12 protein-coding genes are annotated in these 17,055 nt (G+C 58.8%); 3 read left to right on the plus strand and 9 right to left on the minus strand.

The annotated features are described in order from the left end of the window. Positions 1-114: 114 nt before the first annotated feature. The gene (gene rep, locus C1N60_RS19040) at positions 115-2,136 is read right to left on the minus strand and encodes a DNA helicase Rep (RefSeq protein WP_058758096.1); all 2,022 of its coding nucleotides are present in this window, start codon (positions 2,134-2,136) and stop codon (positions 115-117) included. 166 nt (positions 2,137-2,302) lie between these two features. On the opposite strand from rep, the gene ppiC reads away from it, so the two are divergent. Further along, entirely contained in the window at positions 2,303-2,584 is a 282-nt protein-coding gene (gene ppiC, locus C1N60_RS19045; protein ID WP_058758095.1) for a peptidylprolyl isomerase PpiC, read from the plus strand. On the opposite strand, the gene C1N60_RS19050 is transcribed toward ppiC, so the two are convergent. Together C1N60_RS19050 and pdeH are read right to left on the minus strand one after the other, a co-directional pair. Then, positions 2,585-4,645, minus strand: a complete 2,061-nt coding sequence (locus C1N60_RS19050) for an AsmA family protein (RefSeq protein WP_058775505.1) — start codon at positions 4,643-4,645, stop codon at positions 2,585-2,587. It abuts the gene before it with no gap. Positions 4,646-4,706: 61 nt separating this feature from the next. Further along, positions 4,707-5,480: a cyclic-guanylate-specific phosphodiesterase gene (gene pdeH / locus C1N60_RS19055; protein WP_152391576.1), complete on the minus strand. Its 774-nt coding sequence runs from the start codon at positions 5,478-5,480 to the stop codon at positions 4,707-4,709. Positions 5,481-5,763: 283 nt separating this feature from the next. Between pdeH and C1N60_RS19060 the strand changes: the two genes are divergently transcribed. Continuing rightward, entirely contained in the window at positions 5,764-6,702 is a 939-nt protein-coding gene (locus tag C1N60_RS19060; RefSeq protein ID WP_058775504.1) for a 2-dehydro-3-deoxygluconokinase, read from the plus strand. A 396-nt stretch (positions 6,703-7,098) separates the two neighbouring features. Next, positions 7,099-7,971 carry an alpha/beta hydrolase gene (locus tag C1N60_RS19065; protein WP_058771051.1) on the plus strand — a complete coding sequence of 291 codons (873 nt, stop codon included), beginning with the start codon at positions 7,099-7,101 and terminating at the stop codon, positions 7,969-7,971. A 135-nt stretch (positions 7,972-8,106) separates the two neighbouring features. On the opposite strand, the gene C1N60_RS19070 is transcribed toward C1N60_RS19065, so the two are convergent. From C1N60_RS19070 to bcsE, 6 genes are all read right to left on the minus strand, one after another. Next, positions 8,107-9,621, minus strand: coding sequence for a M16 family metallopeptidase (locus C1N60_RS19070; protein WP_058771050.1), 1,515 nt, complete (start codon positions 9,619-9,621; stop codon positions 8,107-8,109). A 242-nt stretch (positions 9,622-9,863) separates the two neighbouring features. Continuing rightward, positions 9,864-11,144 carry a dicarboxylate/amino acid:cation symporter gene (locus tag C1N60_RS19075; protein WP_031279619.1) on the minus strand — a complete coding sequence of 427 codons (1,281 nt, stop codon included), beginning with the start codon at positions 11,142-11,144 and terminating at the stop codon, positions 9,864-9,866. A 232-nt stretch (positions 11,145-11,376) separates the two neighbouring features. Next, a complete protein-coding gene (gene hmsP, locus C1N60_RS19080) occupies positions 11,377-13,389 on the minus strand; it encodes a biofilm formation regulator HmsP (protein WP_021507002.1) in 2,013 nt (670 codons plus the stop codon). Between the two features lie 204 nt (positions 13,390-13,593). Next, positions 13,594-15,231 carry a cellulose biosynthesis protein BcsG gene (gene bcsG / locus C1N60_RS19085; protein ID WP_136547553.1) on the minus strand — a complete coding sequence of 546 codons (1,638 nt, stop codon included), beginning with the start codon at positions 15,229-15,231 and terminating at the stop codon, positions 13,594-13,596. Then, entirely contained in the window at positions 15,224-15,412 is a 189-nt protein-coding gene (locus tag C1N60_RS19090) for a cellulose biosynthesis protein BcsF (RefSeq protein ID WP_058781641.1), read from the minus strand. The genes bcsG and C1N60_RS19090 overlap by 8 nt, the downstream gene beginning before the upstream one ends. After that, complete coding sequence (bcsE, locus tag C1N60_RS19095; RefSeq protein WP_394521194.1) at positions 15,409-16,953, minus strand: cellulose biosynthesis protein BcsE; 1,545 nt, start codon at positions 16,951-16,953, stop codon at positions 15,409-15,411. The genes C1N60_RS19090 and bcsE overlap by 4 nt, the downstream gene beginning before the upstream one ends. Positions 16,954-17,055 lie beyond the last annotated feature (102 nt).

Here is a 17,055-nt window from a genome sequence, read left to right on the forward strand (position 1 = left end):
ACGCCCGGCAACTGCGCTTTTACGCGAGTGAAATTTGCTTTGCCGGGCGCTTTGCCTCTGCGGCGCGCGCAACAGATTTCGCCACAGGCCAGGCTTGCGGCTGTGACGAAACCATTACCCCTTCTTCGCGTTCTCCAGCATCGCACGTAAGCCGGCGACACGCGTTTGCCCGGTTTTCACCCGCTCTTCGGCGCTGATCACCTTTTTCTCACGCTCCCACGCCACATCATCCTGCGGCAATTCCAGCAGGAAGCGGCTTGGTTCCGGACGCACCAGCTCGCCGTACTGACGGCGCTCGCGGCACAGGGTAAAAGTCAGCTCTTTCTGCGCGCGGGTGATGCCCACGTAGGCCAGGCGACGCTCCTCTTCGATATTGTTCTCATCGATACTGCTCTGATGCGGCAGCAGCCCCTCTTCCATGCCCACCAGATAGACATAGGGGAACTCCAGCCCTTTCGAGGCGTGCAGCGTCATCAACTGGACCTGATCGAGCTCTTCATCGCTCTCGCCGCGCTCCATCATGTCGCGCAGGGTAAAACGTGTCACCACCTGCGCCAGCGTCATCGGCTCGTTAAGTTCGTCGCCCTCCAGCATTTCGGTCATCCACTGAAACAGCGTATTGACGTTCTTCATGCGCATTTCCGCCGCTTTTGGGCTGGGGGAGGTTTCGAACAGCCAGCTTTCGTAGTCGATGCCGCGAATCAGGTCGCGCACCGCATTCACCGGTTCACGCTCGGTGAGCTGAACGATTTCATTCAGCCAGTGGGTAAAGCGCTGCAGATGCTCCAGCCCGCGCCCGGAAAGCGTCTGTTCCAGCCCCATATCAAAGCTGGCGTTAAACAGGCTTTTGTTGCGCAGATTGGCCCATTCACCCAGCTTCTGCAGCGTCGCGGGGCCGATCTCGCGGCGTGGCGTGTTCACGATGCGCAGAAACGCGCTGTCATCTTCCGGATTGGTCAGCACGCGCAGATAGGCCAGCAAGTCCTTGATTTCCGGCCGCGAGAAGAACGACGTGCCGCCGGAGATGCGATAAGGAATACGGTTCTGCATCAGCAGCTTTTCAAACACGCGCGACTGATGGTTACCGCGATAAAGAATCGCGTAATCTTTGTACTGGGTTTTATTAATAAAGTGATGGGCAATCAGCTCGCCCGCCACGCGCTCGGCTTCGTGATCTTCGTTGTTGGCGCTCAGCACTTTCAGCTCGCTGCCCTCGCCCAGCTCAGAGAACAGCCGCTTTTCAAACACGTGCGGATTGTTGGCGATGAGGATATTGGCGCATTTAAGAATACGCTGCGTCGAGCGGTAGTTCTGCTCCAGCTTCACCACTTCCAGCGCCGGAAAATCCTCTTTCAGCAGCACCAGGTTCTGCGGCCGCGCGCCGCGCCACGAGTAGATAGACTGATCGTCATCGCCGACCACGGTAAAGCGCGCCCGGGCGCCGACCAGCAACTTCACCAGCTCATACTGGCTGGTGTTGGTGTCCTGATACTCATCCACCAGCAGATAGCGGATGCGCTGTTGCCAGCGTTCGCGCACCTCCTGATTCCGCTGCAGCAGCAGGGTCGGCAGCAGAATCAGATCGTCGAAATCCAGCACGTTACAGGCTTTCAGATGCTGATCGTACAGCGCGTAGCAGTGGGCAAAAATCTGGTCGCGCTGCGATTTGGCGAGGCCGGCCGCGCCCTGCGGGTCGACCAGGTCGTTTTTCCAGTTGGAGATGGTGGAAATCAGCTGCTGCAACAGGGTTTTATCTTCTTCCAGCCACTGTTTGGTCAGGTCCTTAAGCAGCGCCAGCTGATCCTGATCGTCGAACAGCGAGAAGGTCGATTTCATGCCGAGCGCTTTGTATTCGCGCTTGATGATCTCCAGGCCCAGGGTGTGGAAGGTTGAGATCATCAGGCCGCGCGCCTCTTTGCGTCCCAGCGTTTGCGCCACACGTTCTTTCATCTCGCGCGACGCCTTGTTGGTGAAGGTCACCGCCGCGATATGGCGCGCCTGATAGCCGCATTCACGGATCAGATGGGCGATTTTATTGGTGATCACGCGGGTTTTACCGGAACCCGCACCGGCCAGCACCAGACAGGGACCGGTGACAAATTCGACAGCACGTTGTTGGCCGGGATTAAGACGCATAGAAAAACATCACTCAATTTAATCAGACAGGAAGATTTACATCGCGCCGTAGGGTGCGCATTGATGCGCACCTGAGCGCAAAGGTCGCCATCAATGGCGACCCTACAACTGACGCGCACTACGCTATAATGCGTCGAATATTATACATACATAACGGAACACCATCATGGCGAAAACCGCGGCGGCTTTACATATCCTGGTGAAACAGGAAGCGCAGGCGAAAGCGCTGCTGGCGCAGCTGGAAAAAGGCGCGAACTTTCAGCAACTGGCAAAAAAACATTCGACCTGCCCGTCCGGGCGCAACGGCGGCGATCTGGGAGAGTTTCGTAAAGGACAGATGGTGCCGGCGTTTGATAAAGCGGTGTTCACCTGCCCGCTGCTGCAACCTTACGGACCGGTGAAAACCGCTTTTGGCTACCACATCATCAAAGTGCTGTGGCGTAACTGATCACTTTTTGCTTTTCATCTGCTGGAGTACGTTGCTGCACTGATTGTCATCGGTGTCGCTCGGTGAAATCAGCGCCAGCAGTGCGGCCGCCGGCGCGACCACCGCCCCCAGCGCGACGGCTGCGGCACCGCGCGCCAGCAGCGGACCGGCTTTGACTCCGGCATCCGGATTTTTGAAGGTGCCGCGCACATACAGCGGCGAACGCAGCGTAATGATACGAATGCCCTTGCTCTCCGGATTGATCGACAGATCCAGTCGCTCATTAGCAAAGTTAGCGTTGCCGGTAACGTTGATCACCGCGTTCTCGGTATCGAACACGAACAGCCGCGGCGTCGCCAGTCCCTGTCTAATATTCAGGTCGGTCGCGGCACAGTTGATGCGCACCTCATCGTCGCCAAACAGTTTACCCACCACATAGTTACCGACGTTCAGCCCGGCGATTTCCATCAGGCTGCGGCTGATCAGGCCATCGTTCATCAACAGTTTCAGCTCACCGTTGCTGGTGCCCAGCAGGTCGGCCACCGAATTGCCGGTGCCGGTCAGGCTGGCATCCCCGTTGAGCTGGCCGAGACTACGCTGCATGGCGGTGACATCCGGGAACAGCTGACGCAGCTGCAGCTTGCGCGCATGCAGGTCGGCGCGGCCGCGCATCGGTGAGCGATCGCCCTCCAGATGGATGGTCGAATTAATGCTGCCGCCGGCCATGCCGAAGCGCAGCGGATCCAGCAGCAGGTCGCCATTTTTCAGCTGCAGATGGGTATAAAGATCGCTGAGCGGCAGCTTGCTGCTGTGCTCGATACGCTTGCCGCTGAACTTCACGTCAGCGTCCATCACATCCCAGTTTTTGGTATCGAACTTGTCATGTGGCAACACGCGATCCGCCGGCTGGGTGCTGGCCTCACCGCGCTGCGCTTTGGCCTGCGCCGTTTTTTCACTGCCCTTGCCGGAGTTAACCCCAATCAGCGGCCCAAGGTCCGCCATACGCAGCTGGTTCGACGTCAGCTCGCCGCTCAGCGTCGGACGCGGTTTGCCCTGACGATAGCTGAGCGAGCCGTGAATATCGCTGTCACCAATATGACCGTTGAATTTTTCGTAGCGGAACAGCGGCCCTTTCTCTTCATTGAAACGCGCAATCAGATGGCCGTCAGTTTCATACGGTGGCGTGTCCGGCAGCAGCACGCCGGTTAAGCCGTAAAGATTTGCCAGCGTGTCGCCGGAGAAGCGCAGCCGCACATCCAGCCCGCCGAGATTGAGCGGATCCTGCAGGGTGCCATCCACGCGCACACGTGTGGTGCCATTGCGTACGTCGAGCTGCAACGGGAACGGCGTGGTTTTGCTGCGCAGCGACAACATACCGCCAATCTTACCGTCGCCGTCGAGTTTCTGATTGTTGTAGGTCCCGCTTGCCTGCCAGCCAAACACAAAATCGCCGGCCCCTTTTTGCTGGTCGTTACCGCCCGCGACCTGCGCGTACGGCACCGGTTTGCCCAGCGGATTGATCTTCACCGTGACATCGGCTTTGTTGATGGCGTCGCGATAGCGCAGCTGTCCCTGATCGAACAGGATATTATCAAGGCGGAATGACCATGCCGAAGGCGGCGCGTTGGGATCGCTGTTTTCGCTGCTGGCGAGGTTGAAGGTCCAGTTATTTTTCTTATCGGCGGTCTGCACCAGTCGCGCATCCGGCTGCTGCATCTTAATCCACGGCAGGTAAATCTCTTTGTGCAGCAGCGCCAGCGGCGCCAGCGTGGCTTCCACCCGCTGCAAATGCACCATTGTCACTTCCGGCACGCTGGGTGGATTACCGAGCATGACATCGTCAGCGTGCACCTGCGGCCACGGCACCCAGCTGCGCCAGCCTGGCTCTTCGCGATTGCGCACCCAGGCAACGCCAAGATCGCCGCGAATAGCGAACGGCCGGTTCAGTTCTGCCGAGACTTTCTGGTTGATGGTTGGCTTCAGGCGGTTCCAGTCAAAGGTGGCGATAATCACCACGACCACCACAACCAGCAACAATAAAATCCCGACCACCCAGCTAATTATTTTTCCTGTACGCGACATTTTGCCTCCTCCTTGCCCTTCCACGTCTCCTTAAAGATAGTCGAGACGCGGCAGAACGGAATCACGGAAGCTCAAGTACCAGGTTTTCCAGCTGGTTAAACGGCAGCGGACGTGAAAAATAATAGCCCTGTGCGGCCAGGGCGGGCGAGTTGCGTACCTGCTGCCACTCCTCCTCGTTTTCCACCCCTTCGACGATCACGCCGTTACAGTAACGGTTGATCAGCGCCAGCAGCATCGAGAACAGCGAGCGGCCCTCATCACTGGCGCGCAGCAGCATAAACAGCTCGCGCGAAAGCTTGATGTAGTCGTAGCGCAGTTCGGTCAGCGCGGAGAAGTTGGCCATGCCAGACCCAAAGTCATCCAGCCACAGCGGGCCCAGCTCCGGCATCTGCGCCACCATCTCTTCCTGCGGCAGCGCGTGATGCTCGGTCAGTTCGAAGCGCACCCACGGCAGCTGGACGATCAGCGCGCGCACGGGCGCATGCTGCTGAATGGCCAGTAACGTGGGACCATCAATATTGACGGAGGCCACCAGTTGACGCTGGCTGAAGAAGGAAGCCCACTGTAATAACAGTTCAAGCTGCTCCTGGACGATGTCGAGACGCTGGGCAATGGTCAGCGCCTCGAAATAGTCTTCGGGTGACACGTTTTGCTCAGGTGCGGCGGGATGCACCACGGCGGTAAGCAGTTCAATAGCCAGTAAGCGGCCAGAAACCTGGTAAATCGGCTGGAAAGTGTAGCACCGTTGGCACTGCTGCCAGTAGAGACGGGTTTCCTGTTGTTGCTCAAGTTCGGGAGAAAAAGGCAGCCGATGACTCAAATTCTTCATCACCATGGTGTTTTCCTGGTTGGTATTGAGTGCCTGCAAATAGCATCTCAGTGGCAAGTATCGGCTCTCCCCTGGATAACTTTATTGGTCTGCGCAGCCACACGAGCTGTTGAGTCTAGCAGCGTGTCTGCGGCTTAATCGGCAAAACAACCCCCGGTTTGGCCGCTAAATCGGCGCAGAAGCGCGGTTTTACGCCTTAAGGCAAATTAAAACAGCGTTTTAAAAAGCATTGACGACTGCCATACCAGACGCGAGACTAGAGCGCAGCATTCATTACAGGCCAAACACCATGACGCAGAAAACCATCGCCATTATTGGCGAATGCATGATTGAGCTGTCCGAAAAAGGTGAGAACATCAAACGCGGCTTTGGCGGCGATACGCTGAATACCGCGGTCTATCTGGCACGGCAGAGCGATTCCAGCCAGCTGCGTGTGGAGTATGTCACCGCGCTTGGCACCGACAGCTTCAGCGACCAGATGATCGCGGCCTGGCAGCAGGAGCAGGTGCACACGCAGCTGGTGCAGCGCCTGCCGGACAAAATGCCCGGGCTTTACTTCATCGAAACCGATGCCCACGGCGAGCGCACCTTTTGGTACTGGCGCAGCGATGCAGCCGCGCGCTTCTGGCTGGATAGCCCGCAGGCCGGGGCCATCTGTCAGCAGCTGGCGCATTACGACTATCTCTACCTGAGCGGCATCAGCCTGGCGATCCTGCCTCAGGCCAGCCGCGAAAAGCTGATGGCGCTGCTCAGTGCCTGCCGGCAAAACGGTGGCACCGTGATTTTTGACAACAACTACCGGCCGCGTCTGTGGGCGGATAGCGCCAGTGCGCAGCAGGCGTATGCGGCGATGCTACGCCACACCGATATCGCCTTTCTGACGCTGGATGATGAACACCTGCTGTGGGGCGAACAGCCGCTGGCGGACGTGATTGCGCGCACGCGCGCCGCCGGCGTGCAGGAGATTGTGATCAAACGTGGTGCTGACTCCTGCCTGGTGGCGCGCGGCGACGAGCCGCTGCGGGACATTGCGGCCATCAAACTGGCTCCGGCGCAGATTGTCGATACCACCGCCGCAGGTGACTCCTTCAGCGCTGGTTATCTGGCGGTGCGCCTCGCGGGTGGCAGCGTGGAGCAGGCCGCAGCGCGCGGCCATCTCACCGCCAGTACGGTGATCCAGCATCGCGGCGCGATTATTCCGCACAGCGCGATGCCAAAAACCGTTTAATACCGCACACGAGTGTCGCGCCGCGCTGCCTGCTACGCGTCGCGACAATTTCCCCTCTGCCCTGACGGCAAATTGATTATTACGCTGAAAAATATCACCGCGAAAATTTGGCTTAATGACGCAGATTCACCGGGCAATTTTTACTAATGACGCACGCCATCCAGCCTCCTCTCTGCCTGACGCTCACCACTTAAATGCCGCTAATCAGACTGATTTAAATTCAATGCATTACGACGATAAACCCGACCGCCAGGCATAGTCCGAAACTGGCGACGCCGGCGGTTTTCGGCTGGACGATCGCGCGAAAAAAGACCATGTTTTAATCAACCACAGCAGGAAGCTGTCAGGTCGACCGCGAACACAATAACGACAACATGACTCGCTCAGGACAGATTTATGCACACAGAAATTATCAATATCTGGCCGCACGGCGACGCGCCAGGCGCGAGTGACTCGCGCGCTCAGCCGCAGATCGTCGATTTGGCCAGAGAGTTCGAACCTTACGACCGCGCCGCCACCGGCGTGCGCTGCCCGGAGATGGCGATCTGGCATCCGGAAACCTCAAACGGTATCACCCTGCTGGTGGCACCGGGCGGCGGGTATCAGCGCGTACTGATCGACCGCGAAGGCAGCGCCCTCGCCACCTTTTTCACCTCGATGGGTTACACACTGGCGGTAATGACCTATCGCCTGCCGTACGACGGCCATCATGAAGGACCGGATGCGCCGCTGGCTGATGCCCAGCGTGCGGTGCGCGTGCTGCGCGAGCGCTCACAGCGCGGCCTGAACGGAAAGTACATCGTGATGATGGGCTTTTCGGCCGGCGGGCACGTGGCCGCCAGCCTCGGCACCCGCTTTGGCGAAAAAATCTATCCGCTGCAGGATCAGGCCGACAGCCTGTCACCGCGGCCTGATGCGATGGTACTGCTTTATCCGGTCATTAGCATGCGCGACGGTCTGGCGCATGAAAGTTCACGCACCCGCCTGCTGGGCGCGTGGCCGGATCAGAAAAGCATTGAGGCTTATTCGCTGGAGACGCGCGTGCACGGCCAGACGCCGCCGACGCTGCTGATCCACGCCGCTGACGATGAGACGGTTTCCGTTAATAACAGCATGGTGTTTTTTAGTGCCCTGCGTGAGCACAAGGTACCGGCGGAAATTCACTTTTATCAGAAAGGTGGCCACGGCTTTGGGATTCGTGGCGTGGCGGATCTGCCGCTGGCCAGCTGGCCGATGCTGGTGACCGAATGGCTGCGCGCAAAGACCTGATGCCCCTGCTACGTTGAACCGCAGCGGCGCTGGCGGCGCGCGTTCATCCCGGTCACTTACGTAAGCTCCTGAGGATGAACACCCGTGCCGCCTTGCTGCTGCGCACCTTATTGCGGGGGATTTATGCGCCCTGTGTTATGACGAGGGTTGAGCCGGATCGGTCGCGCTCGCGCTACCATTATTTTCGGGTTTAGCCTCATCCGGGGTAGCGGCGGCGGCAGGCGCATCCGGAACCTTCATCACCTTGTCCCAGCTGTCCTGCAGCATCCTGACGTTGGTTTCGGGCTCACCCTGCGGCTGAATCAGCACCATGGTCAGCTCCTGCGTTAACTGCTGGCGCAACTCCTGGTTGAGCTGGTCGCGCGTTAACTCACTGAGAAACGCCTGACGCAGTTTCTGATACTGCTCCGGCGCGATATCCACCACGGAATTCTGCTGCGAGCGCAAACGTTGCCCCATCAGAATATCGGTGTCGGTGCGCGCGTAGGTAGCAAACAGTTTGTTCAGTTCCAGCAGCTTTTGCGCCATCAGCGCATCAAACTCCTCCTGCGGCAGACCTTTGTCACGCACGGTGGCCAGCTCACGCGCCACCTGGTTCAGGTTCTGCGCCAGCGACGCGTTAGGCGAATCCATGTTAATGGCGCACTGCGCACGCTGATACAGCACGCGACAGTCGAAGCCAACCTGCACGTTTTGCGCTTTGCTGTCGGCCAGCGCGCGCTGGACGTGCCAGAACAGCGCTTCACGCGCCAGATCGCTCTGCCAGTAGCGCTGCAGATTCTGCGAGTCGCGGATCGGCTGCCATGGCGTATCCCACACCAGCGACAGGCGATCCTGCATCATGCCGCCGTTAACCAGGTTGATTGGCTGATGCGGCAGCGGCGACAGCGTGGGCAGCGCCGCGGGCGCCACCCGTTTGCCTTGTAGTGGCGAGAACGCTTTGTTGATCTGCTCCGCCATGCTGCGGCTATCCACGTTGCCCACCACGTACAGCGTCATGCCGTCCGGTGTGTACCACTGCTGGTAAAAGGCATTAAGCTGCGCGATATCCACTGGCGCGCGCGGCTGTTCGCCCGGATCATGCGCCAGCATGGTCGACCCTTTCAGGCGATAGCGCCACCACACATCCTGCGTATTGGGCGGCCAGGTCGCGATGGGATCGGTGGCGGTCAGTGCGGTCGACACCACCTGCTCATTGATGGTCATTTTACCGGCGGTGGCCGCCAGCCAGCTGAGCGCCTCTTTCAGCAGCTCCGGCCGGTTGTTCGGCAGGCTAAGGTTGTATTGGGTGAAATCATAAGACGAGATGGCCGGCGGCAGCGGTCGCTGCGGATCCATCGCCTGTTGCCACAGTGCGCGCTGCTGATTGGTATCCAGCGCGGTGTTATGTACCATCGCCAGACGCGGTAAAAGATGGCTGAACCCGGTTTGCTGGGCGCTTTCCACCAGCGAACCGGTATTAACAATCAGGCGCAGCTCGATGCGATCGCTTGGACGTTGTGGTGTGGTCAGCAGCTGCCAGCTGAAACCATTGTCCAGTTTGCCTTCCTGCCAGGCGGGATCAGGCTGAAGTGTTTCGGCGTGGACGCCGAAGCCAGATGCCGCAAGCAGCCATCCGCCAACCAAAAGCCGAATTCTGGTGCCCTGCATGTGAACCCCTACTCAAACAGATAAACGCTCGTGCGCGCCATAGGCGGCCGCTTTTCAGCGAACCACGGCGGCAGGCTGCCGCCACGTTTATTCAACGACAGACTCTTTGACCACAGGAAGGCCAGGATGTCGCGCGACGAGGAAAAAAATCGGGAAAAAAATCAATGGGGTTATTATGCAAATGCCCGCTGTCAGGGCAAGCGACAGCGGGCATTTCACGACAAATTAACGCAAATAGAGGGTTACGCGCTGGTCTGTGAAGCGTTATTGACCTTTTTCGCTGAAGAAAGCGTCGCTTTCATCTGCGCTTCATCGAGCTGGCCGACCCACTTCGCCACTACCACAGTCGCCACACCGTTACCCACCAGGTTGGTGAGCGCACGGGCTTCCGACATGAAGCGGTCAATCCCGAGAATCAGCGCCAGACCGGCCACCGGCAGATGTCCCACCGCCGACAGCGTAGCCGCCAGCACGATAAAGCCACTGCCGGTCACCCCTGCCGCGCCTTTGGAGGAGAGCAGCAGCACCACTAACAGCGTGATCTGGTGGAAGACATCCATGTGGGCGTTGGTCGCCTGAGCGATAAACACCGCCGCCATGGTCAGGTAAATCGACGTGCCATCGAGGTTGAACGAGTAGCCAGTTGGAATCACCAGCCCGACCACCGATTTCTTACAGCCCAGCTTCTCCATCTTATCCAGCATGCGCGGCAGCGCCGACTCGGAAGAAGATGTACCCAGTACAATCAGCAGCTCTTCTTTGATGTAGGCAACAAACTTAAAGATGTTGAAGCCGGCCCAGCGGGCAATAATCCCGAGCACAATCACTACGAACAGTACGCAGGTGATGTAGAAGCAGATAATCAGCTGACCGAGCTGCACCAGCGATCCGACACCATATTTACCGATGGTGAACGCCATGGCGCCGAACGCACCAATCGGTGCCAGACGCATGATCATGTTGATCACGCCAAAAATCACCTTCGAGAAGCTCTCGATGACGTTGAACATCACGGTGCCGGCGTTACCGAGGCGATGCAGCGCAAAGCCAAACAGGATAGCGAACAGCAGCACCTGCAGGATGTTACCGCTGGCGAAGGCACCGACCACGCTGTTCGGGATCACGTCCAGCAGGAAGGCAATCACGCCCTGCTGCTCAGCCTGCTGCGCGTAGACCGCAACCGCTTTGGCATCCAGCGTCGCCGGATCGACGTTCATTCCCGCGCCCGGCTGGATCACGTTGACCACCACCAGACCGATAATCAGCGCGATGGTGCTGACAATTTCGAAATAGAGCAGCGCTACTGCGCCGGTCCGTCCAACTGCTTTCATGCTCTCCATGCCGGCAATACCGGTCACCACCGTACAGAAAATCACGGGGGCGATGATCATCTTGATCAGCTTAACGAAGCCATCGCCAAGCGGCTTCATTTGCGCGCCTAACTCAGGGTAGTAGTGGCCTAACAGGACGCCGATGCCGATGGCAACCAGTACCTGAAAGTAGAGGCTTTTGAACAGTTTCATAACAGGTGTCCAGGTATAGACGGCATTCACCGCCATTGTTATGGAGAAACGCATGCGGCAAGCCGCCTGGAAGCGTATGACCTTACCGATGGCGAGGAAAATAACACTCTGTTAACAGGATTAGTATACCCTTACATTCCTTACAAAAGTTACAAAACTCTAACTATGAACTGAAACGCTTCAGCACCCCATAACGGTGCAATTCTGCAAGGAAAATCAATAAATAAGGTGATTATTCAGATGGTGACGAGCTGGCCAGCCAGCGCTGGTTAAACACCGATAACGGCAGGGCTTCAGCATATAAGTAGCCCTGCCCAATGGTAATTCCGCGCGCCAGCAGCCAGTCGCGCTGCTCGGCGGTTTCGACGCCTTCGGCAATCACGTCGAGGTGGATGATATCGGCAATCGCCGCCACGATGCGCACCATGGTGTCATCATCCGGCAGCGCGGCGACAAAACTGCGATCCATTTTCAGCTTATTGACCGGCAGCGCTTTGAACTGATGCAGGTAGTTGAGGTTGGAGTAGCCCATGCCGAAATCATCCAGCGCGACCGCCACCCCGGTTTGCTGCAGCGAGCGCAGCAGCGCCATCGCCTGTTCAGCATCGCCAATCTGCGCGGTTTCGGTGATCTCCAGCACGAAGTTACCCGGCGCAATGCGGTGGCGCTCCAGCAGCCCCTGCAGATGGCTCACCACGCTGGCATCGCGCAGCTGTACTGCGGAGATATTCACGCTGAGCGGCAGATTGATGCCGTGGCGCTGCCAGCCAGCGATAATGCGGCACGCCTCTTCAAATACCCAGCGGCCGAGCGCGGAGATGACGCCAATCTCTTCGGCGCTGGCGATGAACTCTTCGGATAAACCATAGCTGCCGTCCGGCATTCGCATGCGCAGCAGCGCTTCTGCGCCGGCCAGCTCGCCGGTGGCCATATTGATTTGCGGCTGAAGATAGAGCGCAAACTGGCCATCCTGCAGGCCCTGCAGGATGTCGTGCTCCTGGGTTAAGCGCTTCTGCGCCCGCTCGGTCAGCGCCGGGTCAAAGAACAGAATCTGGTTTTTACCCTGATGGCGCGCCGACATCATCGCCGACGTGGCGCGCGCCAGCTGTTCGCCTGCGGACACGGTGTTGTCATCGTGCAGCGCCAGGCCAATGCTGGCGTTAGGGCGCAGCTGCAGCTGATACAGGTTCACCGGCTGGTTGATGCGTAGCATCAGGTTGCGCGCCAGCCGCATGGCGCGAAACGGGTTGTGCGCACGCTTCATCAGTAGCGCAAAGTCACTCGGTCCGGTCTGTGCCAGCAGCGTATGGTCATCAATGGTACTGCGGATTTTTTCCACCAGCGTCAGCATCAGCGTATCGCGCTGCTCATCGCTCAGGACGCCATTGGCTTCCTGCAGGGTTTCGATGCGGATCACCATCAGCCCCCACGGCTGCTGGCTGTGGCGATGGCGGATGTGCTGATCAAGCAGCGCCAGAAACAGCGCGCGGTTGGGCAAATCGGTCACCGCGAAATGGGTGGTCAGCCGGCTCATCTCATCGTGAATCGACTCCAGCACCTGCTGATTGCGGTTGTAGCTGCGAATCAGCATGCCGATCTCATCGTCGCGATGATTGTGCGGCAGCGCCAGCTTATGGGTGAGAATGGCGGGCGGCGGCAGCTCCTGCAGCTCACGCGAAATATTACGCAGCGGATGCACGATCAGCCGGTTGATACACCAGCTGATCGCCACGGACAGAATCAGCGCCAGCAGCAGATAGGTGGTGATCATGGTGGACAGCGTGCTGAGCAGGAACTGATAAACGCGCGACGAATCAGCCTGCAGCACCAGATAGGCAATCGGCTTCGGCAGCCCGCTGCGCTCGACCGAATAGAGCGGCAGCGTAATCTGCACCGGCAGTTCGAACAGCCGGGCGACAAAGCGCGGCACCGGTTTCTCCGGCGCGAAGTCGGCGTGCAGCGCCTGGAAGGCGTTCGGCAGCACCACATCGGCGCGCGACAGAATGCCCGCCGGCTTAAGGGTATTCAGAATGCGTTCGGCCTGCGGGATATCGGCTTTGAGCACCGCTTCGGACAGCGGCTGACGCACGGTATGCGCGACGTTCTCCATCTGCTGGGCGTAATCCACCCTGCGCTGCTGCACAAAATGGAATAACTGGATGACGATAAAAATACAGATGGTGACCAGCGCCACGGCGGACACGGTGGCCATCTGCTTTATCGTTAACGAACGACTGACGCGCAACAAAACCTCTCCTGGCCGCCGGGGGCCGTGACAGTTGCCGGAATGCGCAGCAAGTATATCCCAGGTCAGCATTTTTTTGCGCCGGGATAAAGGCGAAAATCACGCAACTGCCCCGCTTTGCGCGCTGTTTCAGCATTTTGTCAGCCATTAGCGGCGCAGAGACAAAACGGTGCGCGCCAGCCCGCACCGTTTGCCGCTCAGGTTTTACTGCGGATAGGCTACCCAGTCGCCGCCGTTAAGGCGAATCCACGGTTTGCCCTGATACATCATCACGACGGCGTTATCATTTTCCGACACCACCGGCGTCTGCGGCAGGTTATCCGCCAGCACCGACATGTTGACGTTCGGTGCGTTGAAGACCTGACCGTCCACCACCCGCGACACCAGTTCCGAGATGGCCAGCAGGCTGAGCGGCGTATCAATGGTCAGCGGCTGGCCCTGATGCGGGGCTTTCATGCCGACGAATTTGATGCCAACCGGCACGTGGGTGATCCCCGGGCTGGGAATATCGCGCAGCCCGGACATCTGCATTTTATCCCCCTGCAGTGCCGCACCGTGCTCCGGCACCACCAGCACCATCACCCGGCGTCCCGACTTCTCCAGATTGGTCAGGAAGGTATCGAGCTGGTCGAACAGCACCCGTGCGCGCGGCTGCCACTCGGCGGTGCGGGTGCTGCCCAGCTCGCGCGTACCGTCGTGCAGCGGAATCAGGTTGTAGAAGGTGGCGCTGCGCGCATCGCTGCTTTTGCTGCGATCATCAAGCCAGCGCTGCATCAGCTGCCCGTCGTTGTACACCGGCGAACCATCAAAAGACGTCAGCTCTGGCGCAATCCCGGCCTGCGACATCAGCGGCGCCTGCATGTTGCCGTCCTCGCGCAGCTCTTTCAGGTAGTTACCGAACACGCCGGTATGGTCCATCATCAGCTGCTGCTTAAAGCCCAGCTTCGCCAGATTATCAAACAGATAGCAGCGCTGGTCGGTGGCTTTATACAGGTTACTGTGTGAGGTCTGGCCGCAGCTGGCGCGCAGCAGGCGAATACCGGCCGGGCCGCTGTAGCCGGTGGCGGAGTTATAGTTGTTCAGCACGATATCAAAGTGCTTCCACAGCGGATGGTCACGCAGCTGCGCCACATCAATGTCCGACCACGCCAGCGAACAGATGTTGATCACCAGAATATCGAACGGCTGCGAATCGGCGGGCAGCGCATCAGGGAAGTGCGTGACGCGCTGGCGTTCGCTATCGTAAAAGCGATTCAGCCACGCGGTGAGGTTGGCGCTGGTGGGCGGCGCGCTTTGATCGAGTCCCGCCGCGGCCGGGCTGGCGGCCGGTTTGTCATTCAGCGCCACCGGCGGTGCGGCGGCTTTGCTGGGCAGCAGGCTGACCGCCGGGCCGGCGAGCGTCAGTACGTTCAGCCAGATCAGCGCCAGTGACACCAGCACGGTGACGCGAATCCACTGCGCCACGAACAGGTAAATCACCAGCAGCACAAAGGCCGCGCCGATCATCTCCCAGTTAATAAAGCGCTGCAGCAAATCCAGCAGATAGGCCGGCGAGAATCCCGCCACCTGGCTGCCCTGGCTGAGCAGCGAGTTCAGACCCGGCAGCCAGGTATCGTGCCAGAACAGCGCGAAGCCAATCGGCAGCGAAACCCACTGGCGCAGACGATGCAGCCGCGCTGACGGCAGCGGAAACAACAGCCATGCCAGAAACACCAGATTACTCAGTGCATGGAAGTTGAGATAGCCGTACCACAACAGACCAAATTTGATCAGAAAGTAAAAGTTCCAGCCGCCGAGGCCGCGCCAGCGCGCCGCGTGCAGCGTCGAAGGTGTGTTATCCATGTTTATCCGTTTTGGTCGATTGGCGTTGCCACTGCCCTTCCGATTTGAGGGCGCGGGCAGGTAACAGGCGCATCAGCAGGCTGGTGCTGCGCTGCGGCAGCCAGCGTCGCCACAGCGATTTCAGGAACAGCAAAATCAGTAACAGCAGGATCGCCACCTGCACACCATCCATCAGCATCATACGTGCGGCTCCCCGAGGTCGATGATGATTGGCTGCGGCGTCTGAGGGTTGCGCGGCGCGGCCGCTGCCGGCGCGGCTGGTTGCGCAGCGGCCGGTACCCTGAGCGGTTCGAACTGCGCCAGTGGCGTCAGCTGCCGCACTTTATTCACCTCCGACAAAATCTGATTGTCGGCAAACCACACCATGCGATTACTGAACAGCTCGTCGTGCGGCAGGGAAAATATCGATTTCAGGGCAATGTCCAGGTCGTTAAAGCGGCAGGAAGAGAGGAATAAATAGAGCCGATCGTCAACCAGCGTCACCAAATCGCCAAAACGACGTGGTTTACACAGCGTCAGCACCTGCGGCGGCGACAGCTGCGGCACCGGGCGCAGCGCCACCATCAGCCCTTTGTCGTTTTCCGGCAGCAGCGTATTGTTCATCAACTGCTGTACCGCTGCACAGAAACGCTCCAGCGGCAAATAGCCTTTCTGCTGCAGCGGCTGTAGCGCCTGCACTAGCGCCGGCAGATCGGCCGGCACGTGGCGGGTAAACTGCTGGCCCTGCACGCCTTCCAGTGCAGTCAGCAAGCGCGACAGCGGCGCCGCCGTTGGGACAATGCTGTTAACGCCGCACGCCAGTAGCAAACGTTCGTCACTGTAGCGCAGGCTGGTGCCGAGTTCCCGCACCACGATTTTCAGCGCGTTGCCGCGCGATCGCCGCAAACCATGGACCATGCTGGCCAGAGTCGGCACATCCTGATTATGGGCCAGGCTAAAGATGACCGTGGCGGCGTTAGCCTGCTGCCCGCGCGCATACACGCTCTCGTTATCGCTGAACAGTTGCCACTGTGCGGAGAGCGGCGGCGCCCCTTCCAGCACATCCTGCTGGGCCAGAAACTGGTTTTCATCATTGAGGCTCAGCGGCTGCGACGCGGCGGCTTCAGCCTGCGCAATAAACTGATTATCAATACAGTTCAGGCGGATAGCGCGGTCGGCCAGCAATTTATCGGCGGAGTACCACCAGTTAATTCGATATTGCCAGCTATCCTGCTGAAATTCTAAATGAGCGACACCATCAAGCTGACGAAAATAACGCTGCAGATGATTGCGCAGGGGAATAATTGCGGTTCCGCAGGTGATCATTAGCAGCGTCATTTGTTTTTTTAACAGAACCCGGCGCAAGCCTTTTATCCACACGGTCAGTTCATCCGGGGATAATTTGTTCCACAGCGCCGCCTGACTATAAAACATGACCAGACCGCTACGTTTATTCATTACGCGCGCCATATCGCTGGCCAGATGTTGCAGGCTGGCTTTATTGGCAGGCAGCGAAAATAAGGGAATACGCGCCGGACCGCCGGGCGGATCGGGCGTTAACAGCGCCTGCGGGGGTTCATCCGCGCTCACCAGCGTGGCCGCCTTTTGCTGGCTAACCACCTGACGTAACAGCGTTCGCGCGTCTTCGGGCCGCTGGCAGGTTATCCAGTAAAATCCCGGCGACTGCAGGGCGATTAATTCCTGTTGTACCTGCTGCAGGCCAAGCGTATAAAGATTTTTCATATTAGCGTCGCGATCTGTACAATCCAGGCTAGTTTAATATAGACGGCAACGATTGGAACTGCTGAAATAAAAAAAGCTACGCACGCGCCAGACTGTTTGACT

It is taken from the genome of Pantoea sp. SGAir0184 (genome assembly GCF_043544755.1).

Bases quoted from the DNA above. Each gene is read 5' to 3' on its own strand.
- bcsE (WP_394521194.1), bottom strand. From the start codon at position 16,953: ATGAAAAATCTTTATACGCTTGGCCTGCAGCAGGTACAACAGGAATTA.
- C1N60_RS19050 (WP_058775505.1), bottom strand. From the start codon at position 4,645: ATGTCGCGTACAGGAAAAATAATTAGCTGGGTGGTCGGGATTTTATTG.
- ppiC (WP_058758095.1), top strand. From the start codon at position 2,303: ATGGCGAAAACCGCGGCGGCTTTACATATCCTGGTGAAACAGGAAGCG.
- rep (WP_058758096.1), bottom strand. From the start codon at position 2,136: ATGCGTCTTAATCCCGGCCAACAACGTGCTGTCGAATTTGTCACCGGT.
- pdeH (WP_152391576.1), bottom strand. From the start codon at position 5,480: ATGGTGATGAAGAATTTGAGTCATCGGCTGCCTTTTTCTCCCGAACTT.
- C1N60_RS19060 (WP_058775504.1), top strand. From the start codon at position 5,764: ATGACGCAGAAAACCATCGCCATTATTGGCGAATGCATGATTGAGCTG.
- C1N60_RS19090 (WP_058781641.1), bottom strand. From the start codon at position 15,412: ATGATGCTGATGGATGGTGTGCAGGTGGCGATCCTGCTGTTACTGATT.
- C1N60_RS19065 (WP_058771051.1), top strand. From the start codon at position 7,099: ATGCACACAGAAATTATCAATATCTGGCCGCACGGCGACGCGCCAGGC.
- bcsG (WP_136547553.1), bottom strand. From the start codon at position 15,231: ATGGATAACACACCTTCGACGCTGCACGCGGCGCGCTGGCGCGGCCTC.
- C1N60_RS19075 (WP_031279619.1), bottom strand. From the start codon at position 11,144: ATGAAACTGTTCAAAAGCCTCTACTTTCAGGTACTGGTTGCCATCGGC.
- C1N60_RS19070 (WP_058771050.1), bottom strand. From the start codon at position 9,621: ATGCAGGGCACCAGAATTCGGCTTTTGGTTGGCGGATGGCTGCTTGCG.